Annotated in this window: 13 protein-coding genes and 4 pseudogenes; 6 read left to right on the top strand and 11 right to left on the bottom strand. The window is 70.2% G+C overall.

Annotated elements, in window-relative coordinates:
* Window positions 1-57 precede the first annotated feature (57 nt).
* The 6 genes from ACK8N7_RS34755 to ACK8N7_RS34730 all read right to left on the bottom strand — a co-directional run bounded on the left by ACK8N7_RS34755 (window position 58) and on the right by ACK8N7_RS34730 (window position 7,654).
* Window positions 58-1,845 carry an ABC transporter ATP-binding protein gene (locus ACK8N7_RS34755; protein WP_500445037.1) on the bottom strand — a complete coding sequence of 596 codons (1,788 nt, stop codon included), beginning with the start codon at window positions 1,843-1,845 and terminating at the stop codon, window positions 58-60.
* A gap of 46 nt (window positions 1,846-1,891) precedes the next feature.
* A complete protein-coding gene (locus tag ACK8N7_RS34750; protein ID WP_500445035.1) occupies window positions 1,892-2,941 on the bottom strand; it encodes an iron-siderophore ABC transporter substrate-binding protein in 1,050 nt (349 codons plus the stop codon).
* Window positions 2,942-3,093: 152 nt separating this feature from the next.
* Window positions 3,094-3,957, bottom strand: a complete 864-nt coding sequence (locus ACK8N7_RS34745) for an ABC transporter ATP-binding protein (RefSeq protein ID WP_403214290.1) — start codon at window positions 3,955-3,957, stop codon at window positions 3,094-3,096.
* Window positions 3,958-4,034: 77 nt separating this feature from the next.
* Window positions 4,035-5,126 carry a FecCD family ABC transporter permease gene (locus tag ACK8N7_RS34740; protein WP_403214404.1) on the bottom strand — a complete coding sequence of 364 codons (1,092 nt, stop codon included), beginning with the start codon at window positions 5,124-5,126 and terminating at the stop codon, window positions 4,035-4,037.
* 26 nt (window positions 5,127-5,152) lie between these two features.
* Complete coding sequence (locus ACK8N7_RS34735) at window positions 5,153-6,211, bottom strand: FecCD family ABC transporter permease (RefSeq protein WP_180288927.1); 1,059 nt, start codon at window positions 6,209-6,211, stop codon at window positions 5,153-5,155.
* Window positions 6,212-6,298: 87 nt separating this feature from the next.
* Entirely contained in the window at window positions 6,299-7,654 is a 1,356-nt protein-coding gene (locus tag ACK8N7_RS34730; RefSeq protein ID WP_403214286.1) for a lysine N(6)-hydroxylase/L-ornithine N(5)-oxygenase family protein, read from the bottom strand.
* Window positions 7,655-7,989: 335 nt separating this feature from the next.
* Between ACK8N7_RS34730 and ACK8N7_RS34725 the strand changes: the two genes are divergently transcribed.
* Both ACK8N7_RS34725 and ACK8N7_RS34720 read left to right on the top strand, forming a co-directional pair.
* Entirely contained in the window at window positions 7,990-8,400 is a 411-nt protein-coding gene (locus tag ACK8N7_RS34725; RefSeq protein ID WP_055558570.1) for a TOBE domain-containing protein, read from the top strand.
* 186 nt (window positions 8,401-8,586) lie between these two features.
* Window positions 8,587-9,069 (top strand): molybdopterin-binding protein, encoded by a 483-nt coding sequence (locus ACK8N7_RS34720; protein WP_403214284.1) that lies wholly within the window; start codon window positions 8,587-8,589, stop codon window positions 9,067-9,069.
* Window positions 9,070-9,085: 16 nt separating this feature from the next.
* On the opposite strand, the gene ACK8N7_RS34715 is transcribed toward ACK8N7_RS34720, so the two are convergent.
* Both ACK8N7_RS34715 and ACK8N7_RS34710 read right to left on the bottom strand, forming a co-directional pair.
* On the bottom strand, window positions 9,086-9,643 hold the full coding sequence (locus tag ACK8N7_RS34715; RefSeq protein WP_500445032.1) for a hypothetical protein: 558 nt from the start codon (window positions 9,641-9,643) through the stop codon (window positions 9,086-9,088).
* 94 nt (window positions 9,644-9,737) lie between these two features.
* On the bottom strand, window positions 9,738-10,094 hold the full coding sequence (locus tag ACK8N7_RS34710) for a DoxX family protein (protein WP_500445916.1): 357 nt from the start codon (window positions 10,092-10,094) through the stop codon (window positions 9,738-9,740).
* 11 nt (window positions 10,095-10,105) lie between these two features.
* Here ACK8N7_RS34710 and ACK8N7_RS34705 point away from each other — a divergent pair.
* From ACK8N7_RS34705 to ACK8N7_RS34695, 3 genes and pseudogenes are all read left to right on the top strand, one after another.
* Window positions 10,106-10,861 (top strand): annotated as a pseudogene (locus tag ACK8N7_RS34705) (LysR family substrate-binding domain-containing protein); the annotation flags it as partial.
* Between the two features lie 41 nt (window positions 10,862-10,902).
* A pseudogene (locus ACK8N7_RS34700) lies at window positions 10,903-11,310 on the top strand (molybdopterin-dependent oxidoreductase); the annotation flags it as partial.
* A gap of 116 nt (window positions 11,311-11,426) precedes the next feature.
* On the top strand, window positions 11,427-12,140 hold the full coding sequence (locus ACK8N7_RS34695; protein ID WP_500445030.1) for a M24 family metallopeptidase: 714 nt from the start codon (window positions 11,427-11,429) through the stop codon (window positions 12,138-12,140).
* Window positions 12,141-12,257: 117 nt separating this feature from the next.
* On the opposite strand, the gene ACK8N7_RS34690 is transcribed toward ACK8N7_RS34695, so the two are convergent.
* Both ACK8N7_RS34690 and ACK8N7_RS34685 read right to left on the bottom strand, forming a co-directional pair.
* The gene (locus tag ACK8N7_RS34690) at window positions 12,258-12,317 is read right to left on the bottom strand and encodes a hypothetical protein (protein ID WP_403214400.1); all 60 of its coding nucleotides are present in this window, start codon (window positions 12,315-12,317) and stop codon (window positions 12,258-12,260) included.
* 77 nt (window positions 12,318-12,394) lie between these two features.
* A pseudogene (locus ACK8N7_RS34685) lies at window positions 12,395-12,460 on the bottom strand (hypothetical protein); the annotation flags it as partial.
* A gap of 230 nt (window positions 12,461-12,690) precedes the next feature.
* Here ACK8N7_RS34685 and ACK8N7_RS34680 point away from each other — a divergent pair.
* A pseudogene (locus ACK8N7_RS34680) lies at window positions 12,691-13,662 on the top strand (arsenic resistance protein); the annotation flags it as partial.
* Here ACK8N7_RS34680 and ACK8N7_RS34675 read toward each other — a convergent pair.
* Complete coding sequence (locus ACK8N7_RS34675; protein WP_500445028.1) at window positions 13,626-15,152, bottom strand: SpoIIE family protein phosphatase; 1,527 nt, start codon at window positions 15,150-15,152, stop codon at window positions 13,626-13,628. The pseudogene ACK8N7_RS34680 and the gene ACK8N7_RS34675 sit on opposite strands and share 37 nt — an antisense overlap.
* Window positions 15,153-15,443 lie beyond the last annotated feature (291 nt).

Here is a 15,443-nt window from a genome sequence, read left to right as displayed (position 1 = left end):
CGAAGACTCAGCACCCTTCCAAGGCATAAAAGTTAGCCTAACCTTACTGAGGTTGACCTAACTACCTTCGCGCCACGCGCGCCACAGCCGCGCGTACATGCCGCCCAGAGCCACCAGCTCCTCATGGGTCCCCTCCTCCACCACGCGCCCCGCGTCCAGCACGGCGATCCGGTCCGCCGCCATCGCCTGGGTCAGCCGGTGGGCCACGTACAGCGTGGTGCGGCCCGCGCACGCGGCCAGTACGGCGCGCTCCAGCTCGGCGGCGCCCTCGCTGCCCGCCTCGGCGGTCGACTCGTCGAGGACCACCACCGGCGAACGGCTCAACACCAGCCGGGCGAGAGCGACTTGTGCGACCTTGGTCACGTCCAGGCGCTCACCGCCCTCGCCGACCATGGCGTTCAGCCCGCCGGGCAGCGGCTCGACCCATGTGTCGGCGCCGACGGTCCGCAGCGCGTCCATCAGCTGCTCGTCGCTCGCCTCGGGTGCCGCGAGCCGCAGATCGTCGGCGAGCGACCCGGAGAACACGTGGGTCTCCTGGGTCAGGATGCTCACCAGGGAGCGCGCCTCGGCCTCGTCCAGCCCCGCGAGGTCCCGCGCCCCGATGCGTACGGCGCCGGCCTGCGGGGTCCCTGTGCCGGCGATCAGCGCGGCAAGGGTCGACTTGCCCGCGCCCGTCGCGCCCACCAGCGCCAGCGAACCGCCGGCCGGGATGGACAGGTTCACGTCCCGCAGGACCGGTTCCTCGGTGTCCGGGTAGCTGAAGGTCAGGCCCTCCACGGTCACCGCGTGCGGTACGGCCTCGGCCCGGGCGACGGACGCGTCACCCACCAGCCGGTCCTCGGCCGGCTCCCCCAGCACCCCGACCAGACGGGTGAGGCTCGCGCCCGACTTCTGCGCCTCGTCGAAGGTGAACATGATGGCGCCCAGCGGGGTGAACAGCCGGTGGAACATCAGCGGGGCCGCCGACACCTCGCCCAGGGTGGCGGCGTCGGCCTCCAGCAGGGCGTACCCCACCACCAGGATCAGGACCAGACCGATGAACTCGGCGCGGTTCTCCCGGCCGACGAACCGGCCGAAGAACCGGAAGACCTCGACGCCGAGGTTGCGCACCCGCCACGACTCGGCGGTGACCTTCTCCCGGACGTCGCCCTCCAGGCGGTACGCCCGTACGGTGTCGATCCCGTTGAGGCCGCTGATGAGCGCCTGCGCGCGGTCGGCCTGGGCGATGCGCTGATCGCGGTAGAGCGGCGCGGACCTGGGCAGATACCAGCGCAGGGCCAGCGCGTACGCCGGCAGGGCGCAGGCCCCGGCCAGGCCGAGCCGCCAGTCCAGGCCGAACATGCCGAGCGTGGCGATGGCGACCAGCACCCCCGCCGAGAACACCGTGGGGATGGCCTGCCGGATGCCCTTGGACAGCACGGCCACATCGTCGCCGACCCGGGAGAGCACATCGCCCCGGCCGACCTGCTCGACGCGGGCGCTCGGCATCCCCAGCACCGCCCGGACGGCGCTCTCCCGGAGCTGCGCGAGGAGCTCCGCCCCCAGCCGCCCGATCAGGTACGTGGACGCAGCGGTGGCAGCCGCGCCGAACAGCGCGGCGGCCCCCATCAGCACCCCGACCGTGACGAGCACCGAGCGTGATTCGCCACCGACCACCCCGTCGACCACCCGGCCCAGCAGGAGCACGGGGACCACCTGGAGGGCCGCTCCGGCCACGGTGGTGAGCACGGTGGAGAGTGTCAGCCAAGGGGCTCGGCGGCAGTGCGCCGCGACCCAGCCGGTGGCCTCCCTCCCTGTCGCCGTAAGCAGCTTCGTCGGGACCGCAGGGGTGTCGGTGACTGTCACGCAATCGCCAGTTCTCGGTGGGGGGAGGGCGGTTCGGCCGTCATCTCTACTTGGCCGACTTGACGAGCTCGTCGATCGCGTACGGCAGGGAGAGCAGCGTGCCCTGGGACATGGCGGCGCCGATCGCGGGGCCCTCGCTGTCCAGGAGGTAGGAGACCTTGCCGTTCTTGACGGCGGGCAGGTTGGCGAAGAGTTCGAACTTCTTCAGCGCCTCCGTGTCCGCCTTGTCGTTGATGACGAAGATACGGTCGACGTCGACCAGGTCGATGCGCTCGGGCGAGAGCTCGGTGGAGAACTTGCCGTCGGCGATCTTGTCGATCTCGGTCTGGTAGCCGAACCCGGAACCGGTGACGAGCTGGCCGCGCACATCGGTGGAGGTGAACGGGTACACCGCGCCCTTGTACCAGGAGAGGGCGACCGCGGTCTGGCTCGCGAACGCGGGGTTGTCCTTCTTGGCCGTGTCGAGCTTGTCCTGGATGCCCTTCACCAGTGCGGTGCCCTCGGTCTCCTTGCCGAGCGCCTTGGCGATGTGGACCGCGTTGTCCTGCCACGGAGCGCTGAAGGGCTCCTTCTCGGCCTTGGTGCGGCCGACGGTGGGCGCGATCTTGGAGAGCTTGTCGTAGGCGGCCCGGTCGACCTCGGAGTAGACCGCGATGATCAGGTCCGGGCGGAGGGAGGCGATCTTCTCGTAGTTGGGGCCCGCGTCACCGTTGTTCATGATGACCTCGGGGCGGGTGTCGCCCCACTGCTCCTTCACCCAGGGCCACTGGGTGTTGATGTCGGGGGTCTGGCCGACCGGGTTCGGGTACTGGTCGACCATGCCGACCGGCTTGATGCCGAACGCCAGGATGGCCTGGTCGTCCGTGTAGCCGACGGAGACGACGCGCTTGGGGGCCTTCTCGACCTTCGTGGATCCGAACGCGTGCTCCACCGTCACCGGGAACGCGCCGGCGTCGGCGGCCGGAGCGTCGTCGCTCTTCTTCGCCGCCGTGTCGGAACCGCATCCCGCGAGGAGGCCGACGCCGAGGGTCGCGACGGAAAGCGCCGCGGCCAGCCGCCGCCACGGCTTCACAAGCGTCGTTCGATGGAGAAGCATCCGGAATCCCTTGCTTTCGCGCTGTCCATTGCGCCCCTGTATGAGGGCGAGCAAACCTTATCCCGCCGAAGTGAGGCCAGCCTAGCCTTACTTGATAACTTTCCCGCACCCAGAAGGGGTCGACATAACAGCCAAGTCCCCCTGTTTCGAGCTCACTTCACCGACGGATCGGCCATCGGTTCGAGCCGCACGTGCGTACGTCCGATCGGGACGATGAGCGGCCGGTCGCCCACCGGGTCGTCGATCACCTTGGCCTGCAGCCCGAAGGCCTCGTACAGCAGCTCGGCGGTGATCACATCACGCGGATGCCCCTGCGCCAGGATCGAACCCGCCCGCATCACGATGAGGTTGTCGCTGTAGCGCGTGGCCAGGTTGAGGTCGTGCAGCACCATGACGACGGTGCACCCCGACTCGTGGAGGTCGTCCACCAGGTCGAGCACATCGATGGCGTGCGCGAGGTCCAGATAGGTGGTCGGCTCGTCCAGCAGCAGCAGATCGGTGCCCTGGGCCAGGGTCATCGAGATCCAGACGCGCTGACGCTGGCCGCCGGAGAGCGAGTCGACCGGACGGTCGGCCAGGTCGGCCACCCCGGTCATGGCAAGCGCGCGCGCCACGACACCGGCGTCGTCCGACGACCACTGCCGCAGCCAGCTCTGGTGCGGATGACGCCCCCTGGCGACCAGGTCGCCCACCGTCAGCCCCTCGGGCGCCACGGGCGCCTGCGGAAGCAGGCCGAGCTTCTTCGCCACGTCCCGGGTCCTGAGTTTGACGATGTCCTCGCCGTCCAGCACCACCGTCCCCTTGGCCGGCTTGAGCAGGCGCGTCAGGGTGCGCAACAGCGTCGACTTGCCGCAGCCGTTGGGGCCGATGATCGTGGTGACCACGCCCGGCGGGATGGCCACGTCGAGATCGTCGATGACCGCCCGTCCGCCGTAGCCGACCGTGACGCCCCTCGCCGCCAGCCGTGCGACGCCCTCGACCTCGGTCCGGGTCTCGGTGATGATTTGCGCGACCACAAGCGCCCCCTCGAATTAGGCTCGCCTAACCTTATTGCCTCCGGCGGGAGTTCGCCTCAGGACGTTGCGGACACGACCTAGCGGAGGTTGGCCCGTACCAGCAGGTAGACGAGGAACGGGCCGCCGATCGCGGCGGTGACCACACCGACCGGAAGCGTGATGGGCAGCGCTGTCCGCGCGATGAGGTCCGAACCGATCAGGAGCAGTGCCCCCAGCAGCCCGGAGGCGACCATCGGCGGCGTAGGGCACCTCGCCAGCCGCATCGCCACCTGGGGCGCCACCAGCGCGACGAACGGGACGGGGCCCGCCGCGCTCACCGCCACGGCGGCCAGGAGCACCGCGCACAGCAGGAGGACGGCTCGCACCCCGGTGTACCGGACGCCCAGCCCGGCGGCCACGTCGTCACCGAGGTGCATCGGCTTGAACTGGAACGCGGCGGTGGCCACCACGAGAAGAAGGGCCAGCGAGCCCCAGAGCGCGATGTGGACCTCGCCCCACGACCGGCCGTCCAGCGAGCCGACCAGCCACGCCTGGGCCCGCGCCACGTCCCTGATGTCGGCCGACACCAGCAGCCAGGTCGTGAGCGCCTGCATCACGGCGGTGACCGAGATGCCGATGAGGATGAGCCGGAAACCGTCGACCCCGCGCCGCCAGGCCATGAAGTAGACCAGCAGGCCCGTGCCCAGACCGCCGAGGAGCGCCGCCGCCGACAGCCCCACCGTGCCCGCGACCGCCGCGGCGGCTCCGCCCGACACCGTCACCAGGAACACCGCGACCGCGCTGGCCCCGCTGGTGATCCCGAGGATGTCGGGGCTGGCGAGCGGATTGCGGGCGACGGACTGGGTGATCGCGCCGGACACACCGAGGGCGATCCCCACGACGAGGCCGGCCAGGGCGCGCGGCATCCGCAGGTCCATCACGACGAACTCGTCGACCTGTTCGCCCTGGCCGAGCAGTGTGGCGATCACCCGCGACAGGCCGATGGGGAAGTCCCCGACGGCGATGGAGAGGCAGAACACCAGGAAGGCGGCCCCCGCCAGCACCAGTGAGACCAGGACGAGCCAGGGCCGCCAGACGAACGACACCTGCCCGAGCCGCACGCCCGGCGCCAGCGCCGGGTTCGCGTCCGCCTTGTCCACGCCGGCCCTGTCCATGTCCACCGCGCTCATGTCCGCCCTGCTCATGTCTGCTCTGCTCATGCGCTCTTGAACTTTCCTCGCCACACCAGGACCGCGAAGAACGGGGCGCCGATGAGGGCGACCACGACACCCGGTTCCAGCTCGCCGGGCCGCACCACCAGGCGCCCCACGATGTCGCAGACCAGCAGGACGACGGCGCCGAGCAGACCCGCGTACGGCACCAGCCAGCGGTAGTCGGGCCCGGTCAGATACCGGGCCACGTGGGCGACCATGAGCCCGAGGAACGCGATCGGGCCGCACGCCGCCGTGGCCGCGCCCGCCAGCAGGGTGATGGCGACGATGCCGACGGCCCGGCTCAGCACGATGTTCACGCCCAGCCCGCGTGCCACGTCGTCGCCCAGGTTGAGCAGGTTGAGGGAGGGCAGCATGCTCAGTGCCAGGACGAGCCCGACTGCGATGAACCCGGTCACCGGCCAGATGACGTCGAATCCCACCCCGGCCACGGAGCCCGCGTTGAAGAACCGCAGCGCGTTCAGCGACTTCTGGTCGGTCAGCGCGACCGCGGTGGTCATCGCCATCAGGAAGACCGTGATGCCCTGCCCGGCCAGGGCGAGGGTCAGCGGGTTGCCCGCTCCCCTGCCGATGCTCGCCAGTCCGAAGACGACGACACCGGCGAGCGCCGCACCCACGAAGGCGAACCAGACGTACTGGAACGGGTCGGTGAAGCCGAACACGGCGATCACCGACACCACGGCGAACGAGGCGCCGCTGTTCACGCCCAACAGCCCCGTGTCGGCTATGGGGTTACGTGTGTACCCCTGGATCAGCGCACCGCCGACGCCCAGGGCGGCCCCCGCCACGATCGCGAGGACCGTGCGGGGCACCCGGACCGTCTGCACGATGAGCCGGATCTCGGTCAGCCGCTGATCGGAGTCCGCCGCCGCGAACAGCCCGTGCCAGACCTCGGCGGGGCTGAGCGAACGGGCACCCACGGCCAACGACAGGGCGGCGACGAGTGCGAGGAACGCCACCAGCGTGCCCAATCCCACAACCCGCCCTCGGCGGATCTCTGTTGCACCCCTGGGCACGGGGCGCTCGACTGCAGTCGTGCTCATATGGACGTACGTTATCCCTATTGATCCACCGAAACCCATGGCCGGGCGGGGGCGCACCCGCCGCCGGGTGCGCCCCCTGATGCCCCCCTACGCGACGGCGCTGCCGGTGCCGTCGGTGACCGGGCGGGCCTCGTCCGAGGTGGATTTGACGCTCCGGTCGAGCAGCGAGTCGAGGATCTCACCGACCCGTATCGCGGTGTTGGACAGCAGCGACGTCGTGATGCCGTGCGTGTGCTCCGTACCGCCCTGCAGATAGATTCCGCAGCTCAGGGCGGGGTCGGTGGCGATACGGTAGTCGCGCTCGACCCGGACGCGGCCCTCGCCGTCGAGCAGGCAGCGGTCGGCGACCTCACCGAGGAGTCCGAGCGGGTCGGCGGGGCTGTAGCCGGTGGCGAACACCACGATGTCGGCGTCCAGGGGCGTCTCCTCGCCCGTGACGAGGGATTTCACGGTGGTACGGACGCTGTCGGGCTTCTCCTCGACGTCGGTGACCCGGGACACGTTGAGGAAGCGCAGCCGTTCGGTGCCGAGGACCTTCTCCCGGTACATCTGCCGGTACAGGTCGTCGATCAGGTCGATGTCCACCACGGAGTAGTTGGTGTTCCCGTGATAGGCCATCAGCTGGCTCTTGACGCTGTCGGGCGCGGCGAAGTACTCGTCGACCGCCCCGGGGTCGAAGATCCGGTTGGCGAAGCTGCTGTCGTCGGCGGGGCTGTAACCGTAGCGGGAGAAGACCGCGCAGACCTCGGCCTCGGGAAAGCGGCGGTGGAGGTAGGCGACGTTCTCGGCGGCGCTCTGTCCGGCGCCCACGACGACGAACCGCGAGGGCGAGGTGCCATCGAGTCCGTCGACCTTGCGCAGCAGATCGGAGTTGTGCCAGACGCGCTCGCCGCGCCGCACCCCTTCCGGCAGGACGGGCCGCAGCCCGGTACCGATGACGAGGTTGCGGGCCCGGTGCACTTCGAGGCCGCCGCCCGACCGGACGGTCACGTCCAGGTACTCCACGGTGCCGTCATGGACGAAGGGCGTCACGGAAACGACCTCGTGGCCGTACGAGACCATGTCGTCGACCTTGGCCGCGGCCCACTCGAAGTAGTCGTGGAACTCCACGCGCAGCGGGAAGAGGTTCTTGTGGTTGATGAAGTCGATCAGCCGGTTCTTGCTCTGCAGGTAGCAGAGGAAGCTGAATTCGCTGGCCGGGTTACGGAGTGTCACCAGGTCTTTGAGGAACGACACTTGCATCGTGGCGTCGTCGATCAGCATGCCGCGGTGCCAGCCGAAGCTCTGCTGCTGCTCGAAGAAGTGAGCGGTGACCGGCTCCTGCCCGCCGACGCGTGTGTTGTGCTCTCTGAGCGCGATCGCCATGGCCACATTGGAGGGGCCGAAGCCGATCCCAATGAGGTCGTGGACCAGTGGTGCGTCGCCAGGATGAACCTGTGACATGTCACTCCCATCGTGCGGGAAAGCCGCCTGTCAGGCGCCGGGGAAGGTGGGCGAGATGGGCACGCCGACAGAGCAGCCCAGCTCGACTTAGGTGAGCCTAAGCTAATTGGATCGGGGCTGTCGATAGGGCAAAGCGGATACCCGGTGGCTGAAGTCACGTCAATTGAATTGCCGGACAACGTCGTTGTGGCTCGTGATGAGCTGCGCATGACACGGCGTGATCACGGCGACGCGGAGGAGCGGGCCTCCACCACGCTCGCCTGATCGCCGAGTCGCCGAGTCGCCGAGTCGCCGGTGCAACGACGGGGCCGTCGCCGTTGGCCTAAAGTGCGGGGGTGCCTTCGTACAGCATTGGCCAGGCCGCAGAGCTGCTGGCCGTGAGTCCGGAAACCGTGCGCCGGTGGGCGGACGGCGGTCACCTCGCGATGGACCGGGGCAGCTCGGGGAACCGGGTGATCGACGGGGTGAGCCTGGCGGCCTTCGCCACGGAGCGCGCCGCCGGCCTGCACCCGGTGCCCGACGGCGGTGCTCTGACATCGGTGCGGAATTCGTTCGCCGGGATCGTCACCGCCGTCAGGATGGACGACATCGTGGCCCAGGTGGAGATCCAGTCGGGTCCGCACCGGCTGGTGTCGCTGATCAGCCGGGAGTCCGTGGAGGAACTCGGCCTCGAAGTGGGGGTGCTGGCGACGGCACGGGTCAAGTCGACCAACGTGCACATCGATCGCCCCGGAAGCCAGGCCTGACGGCGTCGACGCGATCGGGGTCCGGGCCTGCCCGTGGGCGGGCGGATGTGAAGAGAAACCCCTGGACGGGTTCCCAGAAGCCAGGCCGTAGGTGCACAGGGCCTCGCAGGAGCGATTCGACGGATCGCCCACTGGGCATACCTCCCTGGCAGCCGCCCCGCGGGCCGTCCGACTGGGGGATCCTCCATGAGCCGACTCGGTGCGCCACACCGCGCCCCTGCCACACAGCTCGCATCACTGGCGGTACTGGGCGATGTCGGCCGCCCCGCCACCCTGACGGTGCGTGACCTGCGCGACGGATGGAAGCAGCACCGGGCGGAGGTCGTCTTCGACTGCGCCACCAGCGGGCCGCAGCGCCATGTGTTCGAAGGACCCTTGCTGCGCGAGGTCGCCCTCGCCTCACACCCGCTCTTCGACACCCGCCGGCGCAAGGACCGGTCCCGGTTCGCCCTGGCGGTGTCCGGGGGCGACGGGCACCACACGGTGCTGGCATGGGCGGAGATCGATGCCGATTTCAGCGACGCCCCCGTCCTCCTGGCCACCCGGCTGGACGATGAGGACCTGGACGCGGCAGGCAGCCAGCTGGTGGTACCCGTCGACCGGTGCGGGGCGCGCTACATCAGCGCCATCACCCGGGTCTGGGTCGGCGCATGGCCGGGGGCGCGGTAACCGGAGCACCTCCTTATCATCCGGCCACCCGTTTCCGCCGCCACTCCACTTCCTCGGCGGCCATCGGGGCCTGGACGCTGTACACGTCACCGACCCGCAGGTTGTCCGGCGTGCTGTATTCGCCGTAGGTGCCGATGACGGAGACGGCCGCACGGGAACCGGGCTGCCAGAAAGTACGGAAGTACGGGGCGTTCCCCGGACTTTCCGGGATCTCCAGCAGGGGGACCCCGCGCCGCGTCAGCAGACGTCGCAGCTTCTCGAACCGGAGCCGGGGAGTGAACCGTCCGTACCGGTCACGGAGTTTCTCGTTGACGAGGGTGCGGTCCCGGTACGCGAGCCGGTGCACCTGCAGGGTGAAGTGGCTGCCGGACCAGGGGCGGTCCGCGAAAGCGCGGTCCCAGTGGAACTCGGCGAGGCCGTAGTCACGGCACATGCTCCGACTGCCGAAGGTGTTCTCGGCGAAGTCCGGCCCGAGGACCTCGGTGACGCGGTCCGGAGAGTCCGCGGGCCCCACGCCGAGCATGGTGCCGGTGGTGACGACGTCCACGTAGAACGCCAGGGAACGGGGGGTCAAGACTGGTCCTCGGTGCGGGGCGGTGTGGTGTGGCCTGGTCCGACGTGTACGGGAGGGGGCCACCGGGAGGGGACCCTACTGCACCCCGGCCGCCTCACAGCCGGCCGACGGCCAGCCCACCGGCCGCAGCCGCGGTGGCGATGAGACCCGCGTTGAGCGCGATCCGGCGGTCCTCGCCGGTCAGGTGCACGGCGATCGCGCCGATCTGCAGGAGCACGAACCCGATGGCCGGGGCCGGCCACGGCGCGATGCCGGTCGCCGGGGGCAGCAGCAGTCCGAGGGCGCCCAGAATCTCGATCGTGCCCAGCGCCCTGACGGCGGGCAGCGGTACGCGGTTCACCCAGGCCGTCATCGGACGCAGCCGATCGGGGCTGCGGATGACCTTGACCGCGCCCGCGTAGAGGTAGAAGGCGACGAGCAGCCCGGCAACGGTCCAGTGGGCGATGGCGATGGTCATGTTCCGAGTGCACCGCCAGTGCCCTGCTGTTCGCCCGCTCGCCCACCGGCGTCACGCTCACCCCGGCGGGGTCGGTCCTGCTCGACGAAGCGCGGGCGCTGCTCGACCGGGCCGACCTGGTCCGCGTCCGCGTGGCCGCGGCGGCCGGAAAGGCGACCATCACCATCGGCATCCTGGGCGACGGCTCCGACCCCTGCATCGCCGGCCTGGCGGCCGCCTTCCGCCGGAGCCACCCCGACGTCGACATCCGCATCCGCGACACCGACCTGACCGACCCGACCTGCGGGCTGCGCGCCGGGCTGGTCGATGTCGCCCTGACGCGTGCGCCGTTCGTCGAGACGGCCCTGGCGGTGCGTGAGCTGCGCAGGGATCCGGTCGGTGCGGTGCTGCGCGCAGACGATCCCCTGGCCCGTCGCGACCACCTTGAGGTGGCCGACCTGGCGGACCGCCGCTGGTTCCGGTTCCCGCCGGGAACCGACCCGGTCTGGCAGTCCTACTGGCACGGTGGCGACCCGCGCGAAGGCCCGGTGGTACGCGACGTCCAGGAGTGTCTGCAGGCCGTGCTCTGGAGCAGCACGGCCGGCCTGGCCCCGCTCTGACACGACCTGCCCGAGAAGCCGGCCGTGGTGCCGCTGTCCGACATGGCGCCGAGCCGTGTGGTCGCGGCGTGGAACAGCGGCGATCCCAACCCGTTGGTCCGCTCGTTCATCGACATCGCGATGGCCACGTACGGCCGACGGGGCGCGGGTGAGGTGAACTGACCCGCAGCGTTGTTCCCCCGGCCGGTCGGGGGCCGCTTCCGCATGGCACGCGCCGGACGACCTCGACCGGCCACGAGTGGTTCGGCATCCCCGCCGAGACGATTCTGCGGCTCGCACCTCCCGCCGTGGGGGTCACCCATGTCATGGCCTGGGCCGAGTACGGCTACAGCGCCAGCCTCCGGTTGTCGGACTTCACCGCCCCCACCACCCTGCTGGCCACCCACCGGGGCGGAGAACCGCTCACCGCCGAACACGGCTCTCCGCTGCGCCTGGTCGTACCGCACCTCTACGGCTACAAGAGCCCGAAATGGCTGCGGGGAATCGAGTACCTCACCGCCGACCGGCCCGGGTTCTGGGAGGAGCGCGGCTACCACCTCATCGGCGACGTATGGACCGGCAGGCGCTACGCGTACGAGGACGACGGCACCGCTCCACTCCTCCGGAGCTGATCCTCAGCCTCCGCCGCGCCGCCTTCATTTGACGTATGTGCGACCTTTCCCCCGACAGGGCCTCGCATATGTGAGGATGGGCGGGATCTACGGCGGCAGTTGGACGGGGGAACGAGATGACGTTCGGGGTCGATCAGGCAGGACCGGACGAGAGTCGCCGGGCCGCCGGTCTCGTCGCGGCTCAGGAGAAGGCGGTCGCCCTCTTCGACGAGACGGCCGCGCGTGGTCTGGTGGCGCCCGGCGTGGGCGAGCGCGAGGTGAGCGACCGGATCCGGGACCTGGCCAACGAGATGTTCGGCACCACCAAGCACTGGCACAAGCGCATCATCCGCTCGGGCCCCAACACCCTGCTCCCGTACCGGGAGAACCCGCCGGACCGGACCATCGGCGAGGACGACGTCGCGTTCGCGGACTTCGGCCCGATCTTCGAGGAGTACGAGGCGGACTTCGGCCGCACCTACGCCTTCGGCGACGACCCGCACAAGCACCGGCTGCTCGACGACCTCCCCCTGATCTTCGACGCGGGGCGGGCCTTCTTCGCCGCCGACCCCACCATCACCGGCCGCCTGCTCCACGCCGAGGTGGAACGTCTCGCGGGGGAGGCCGGCTGGGAGATCGGCATCTGGCACGCCGGTCACCTCGTCGGCGAGTTCCCGCACGAGGTGAACGACGGCGCGAAGGCGGAGTCCTACATCACGCCGCAGAACGACACCCCGCTGCGGCGGACGGACAAGGCCGGGCGGACCTGTCACTGGATCCTTGAGATCCATCTCGTGGACCGGGCGCGGGGCTTCGGCGGCTTCTACGAGCAACTCCTCGATCTGGCCTGAGGATTCGCCCGCACGACGCCGTACGACCCGTGCGGCCCACCCGGCCGGGACGGAACGGGCGGCCCCAACAGGGCGAGGCGGCCCTCCAGGATCTCGTACCGCAGCCCCCAGGGTCTCTCAGCGACCGGTCAGCTCGACCTCGGTGCACTTGACCAAGGCGATGACGGGCGTCCCCACCGCGAGGCCGAGGTCGTCCACCGCGTCCTTGGTGACCGGCCTTCGAGGCGGACCTGCACGGCGGCCATGACCTCGCCCGCGGTGACGGAAGTGACGGTACCGGCCAACTGGTTACGGATGCTCAGAGCAATGGAGCGCCTCACAGACACGCGGATGTACCGGCCGCGATCTCAGCGGCCTTCGCCCTGACGGTGGTACCGAGCAGAAGGCCCCGTGGTGACCGCATCGCACCTGCCAGGCAATTGCTGATGGAACACCGCAAACCAGGGCCTGTGATCTCGGCACCCGTGCCAGGGGGCGGAGGCCGGGCCTGTGAGGATGACGGCAACGGCCGCCGCCAGGTGGTGCGGGCGGGCAGGCGAGGGAGCACGCGGTGTCGCAGGAACGGTCAGGTCCGGTCGAGCGGATGGAACACCACCAGATCGCGGTGTATCTCGGGGCCATGGCGGCGGGCGCCCTGGTGGGGTGGGCGGCACCGTCCTTCGGGCCCGGCCTGGAGCACGCCATCAACCCGGTACTCGGCGCGCTGCTGTTCGTGACGTTCCTCCAGGTCCCGGCCGCCGAGCTGGTCCGCTCTCTGCGCGACGGCCGGTTCCTGTCCGCCGCTCTGGTGGTCAATTTCGTGGTGGTACCGCTGGCGGTCACCGGAATGTTCGTCTTCCTCCCCGCCGACCAGGCCGTACGGATCGGCGTGCTGCTCGTCCTGCTCTGCCCCTGTGTGGATTACGTGATCGTCTTCTCCGGGCTGGCCGGCGGCTCCGGCCGCCGCCTGCTGGCCGCCACGCCGCTGCTGCTGGTCGCGCAGATGCTCCTGCTGCCCGGGTTCCTGTATCTGTTCATGGGCTCGGCACTGGCCGACATCGTGGAGACCGGCCCGTTCGTCGAGGCGTTCGTCGTCCTGATCGTCATCCCGCTCGCCCTGGCCTGGGCCCTTCAGGCATGGGCCGCCCGTCGGCCCGCCGGGCAGAAGGTCTCCGACGCCGCGACCACCACGATGGTCCCGCTGATGGCCGCCACCCTCTTCGTCGTGGTCGCGTCCCAGGTCCCCGAGCTCGGCGACAGCCTCGCCGACGTCGCCGCCGTCATCCCGTTCTACGCGGCCTTCCTGATCATCATGGCCTTCGCCGGGAAGCTGGTGGCCCGGCTGTTCCGTCTCGACGCCCCGGCCTCCCGGGCGGTCGTCTTCTCCGGTGCGACCCGCAACTCACTGGTGGTCCTGCCCCTCGCGCTCGCCCTGCCCGACGCCCTGTCGGTCGCGGCGGCCGTGGTCGTCGCCCAGACCCTCGTCGAAGTCCTCGCCATGGTCCTCTACGTCCGCCTCGTCCCCCGCCTCGTCCCCGCCGACAAGCCTGCGGCGGCCCGGGCGATGAGCAGGGCAACGTCGTCGCGGTCACCCACCGCGCGCAGGGTGTGCAGAAGCAGGTCGCAGGTCGCGTCCAGCGAGCGGCCCGGGTCGTCGAGGACGTCGAGAAGAGCGCCCAGGCGTTCGTCGATGGGCTGGTCGCGGGTCTCCACCAGCCCGTCGGTGTACAGGACGAGCTGGTCGCCCGGCGCGATGCCGATGGTGGTGGTGTCGAAAGAGACGCCGCAGCCGCCCAGGGGTGCTCCGGTGGGCAGGTCGAGCAGCCGGCGTGTGCCGTCCGGGTGGAGAAGGACCGGCGGCAGATGCCCGGCGAGGGAGACGTGGCACAGCAGGGCGCGGGGGTCGAAGACAGCGTAGACACAGGTTGCGATGGTCCCGAGACCGTCGGTGATGTGGTCGAGGTGGTAGAGGACCTGGGCGGGAGCCAGGTCGAGATCGGCCAGGGTTCTGGTGGCGGTGCGCAGCTGTCCCATGGTGGCCGCGGCCCCGACGCCGCTGCCCATGACGTCGCCGACGACGAGCGCGGTCTTGTCGCCGCTCAGGGGGATGACGTCGAACCAGTCCCCGCCGATCTCCATCGTGGCCTGTGCGGGGCGGTAGCGGAAGGCGATGTCGAGACCGGGGCGCTGCGGAGGGGGATGGGGCAGCAGGCTGCGCTGGAGGGTGAGAGCGGTGTGTCGTTGCTCTTCCACGGCGCGGTGCCGGTCGGTGACATCGACGCTGGAGGTGGCCACTCCCAGCACTTCCCCGCTGGGGGTCTCGAGCCGGTAGAAGGAGATCGACCAGGCGTGGTCATTGTCCGGGTCGGCTGCCGTCCGGCCCACGGTGTACTGGTCCAGGATCGGCACCCCGGTGGCCAGGACCTCCCGCATGACCGCTTCGAAGGACGGGTCCAGGTGGGGCAGCACCTCGTGGACGTGCCGTCCGACGTGCTCGGCGGCCGGCACACCGTTCATCCGCTCCTCCGCCGGGTTGACGGAGACGTACCGAAGGTCGGTGTCCAGCATGCCCAGCCCGATCGGCGACTGGGACACCAGCTGGGCCGACAGCGCCAGATGCCGCTCCACCTGCTGCAGCGTCGCCTGGTCCGTGGCCAGACCCAGCGCCCAGTATTCGCGCTGGTCGTCCTGCAACCGCATGTTGCGGAACTCCACCCGCCGCGTGCTGCCGTCCTTGTTCCGGACGGGAAAGACCCCTGCCCAGCTCTCGCCGTCCTCCATGACCCCGGCGAACAAGGCCAGCACCGTGTCCAGGTACTCCTTGTCGATCAGCAGCTGGCCGGCGTACTGCCCCAGGGCCTCCTCGGCGCTGTAGCCGAAGAGGATCTCGGCCTGCGGGCTCCAGAGGTCGATCCTGCCCTCCGCGTCGAGAAGGACAGCGGCCACGTTCAGCACATCCAGCAGGCCACCCCGTCCGGCCGGAACCACCCCCGCCGTACCAGGCTCGCCCCGAAAGGGCTCGGTCGCACCCATAACCCAGGCTCCTTCCAGCCGCCGACCGGACCGCTGCCTGCGGACCATCGGCGGGCGTCCGCACCCCGGCCTCCCCATCGTCCCCCTGCGCCACCGGTACGCGCACGCGCACACCCACGGCTGTCGCAGGAGCCGGTGCGAGTGAAACCCGCGAATCGCCACCCTCTGATCACGGACGGGCGCTGTCCGTGGTTCCGACTGCGAGGGAGCTCGGGCCCCTGGTCGTTTCCGCAGGTCTGTGACCTGTCGAATCCGGTGATTCACGGCCACGAGCATGCTCCTGTCGTGTCC

The organism is Streptomyces griseobrunneus (assembly GCF_046713465.1).
GTDB lineage: Bacteria > Actinomycetota > Actinomycetes > Streptomycetales > Streptomycetaceae > Streptomyces > Streptomyces microflavus.
The sequence above is the reverse complement of the archived record's forward strand: the minus strand, read 5'-3'. Positions and strand labels throughout refer to the sequence as shown.

Excerpts from the sequence above, each read along its gene's own strand:
- ACK8N7_RS34750 (WP_500445035.1), bottom strand. The coding sequence starts at position 2,941 with ATGCTTCTCCATCGAACGACGCTTGTGAAGCCGTGGCGGCGGCTGGCC.
- ACK8N7_RS34740 (WP_403214404.1), bottom strand. The coding sequence starts at position 5,126 with ATGAGCGCGGTGGACATGGACAGGGCCGGCGTGGACAAGGCGGACGCG.
- ACK8N7_RS34735 (WP_180288927.1), bottom strand. The coding sequence starts at position 6,211 with ATGAGCACGACTGCAGTCGAGCGCCCCGTGCCCAGGGGTGCAACAGAG.
- ACK8N7_RS34730 (WP_403214286.1), bottom strand. The coding sequence starts at position 7,654 with ATGTCACAGGTTCATCCTGGCGACGCACCACTGGTCCACGACCTCATT.
- ACK8N7_RS34720 (WP_403214284.1), top strand. The coding sequence starts at position 8,587 with ATGAGCCGACTCGGTGCGCCACACCGCGCCCCTGCCACACAGCTCGCA.
- ACK8N7_RS34695 (WP_500445030.1), top strand. The coding sequence starts at position 11,427 with ATGACGTTCGGGGTCGATCAGGCAGGACCGGACGAGAGTCGCCGGGCC.
- ACK8N7_RS34675 (WP_500445028.1), bottom strand. The coding sequence starts at position 15,152 with ATGGGTGCGACCGAGCCCTTTCGGGGCGAGCCTGGTACGGCGGGGGTG.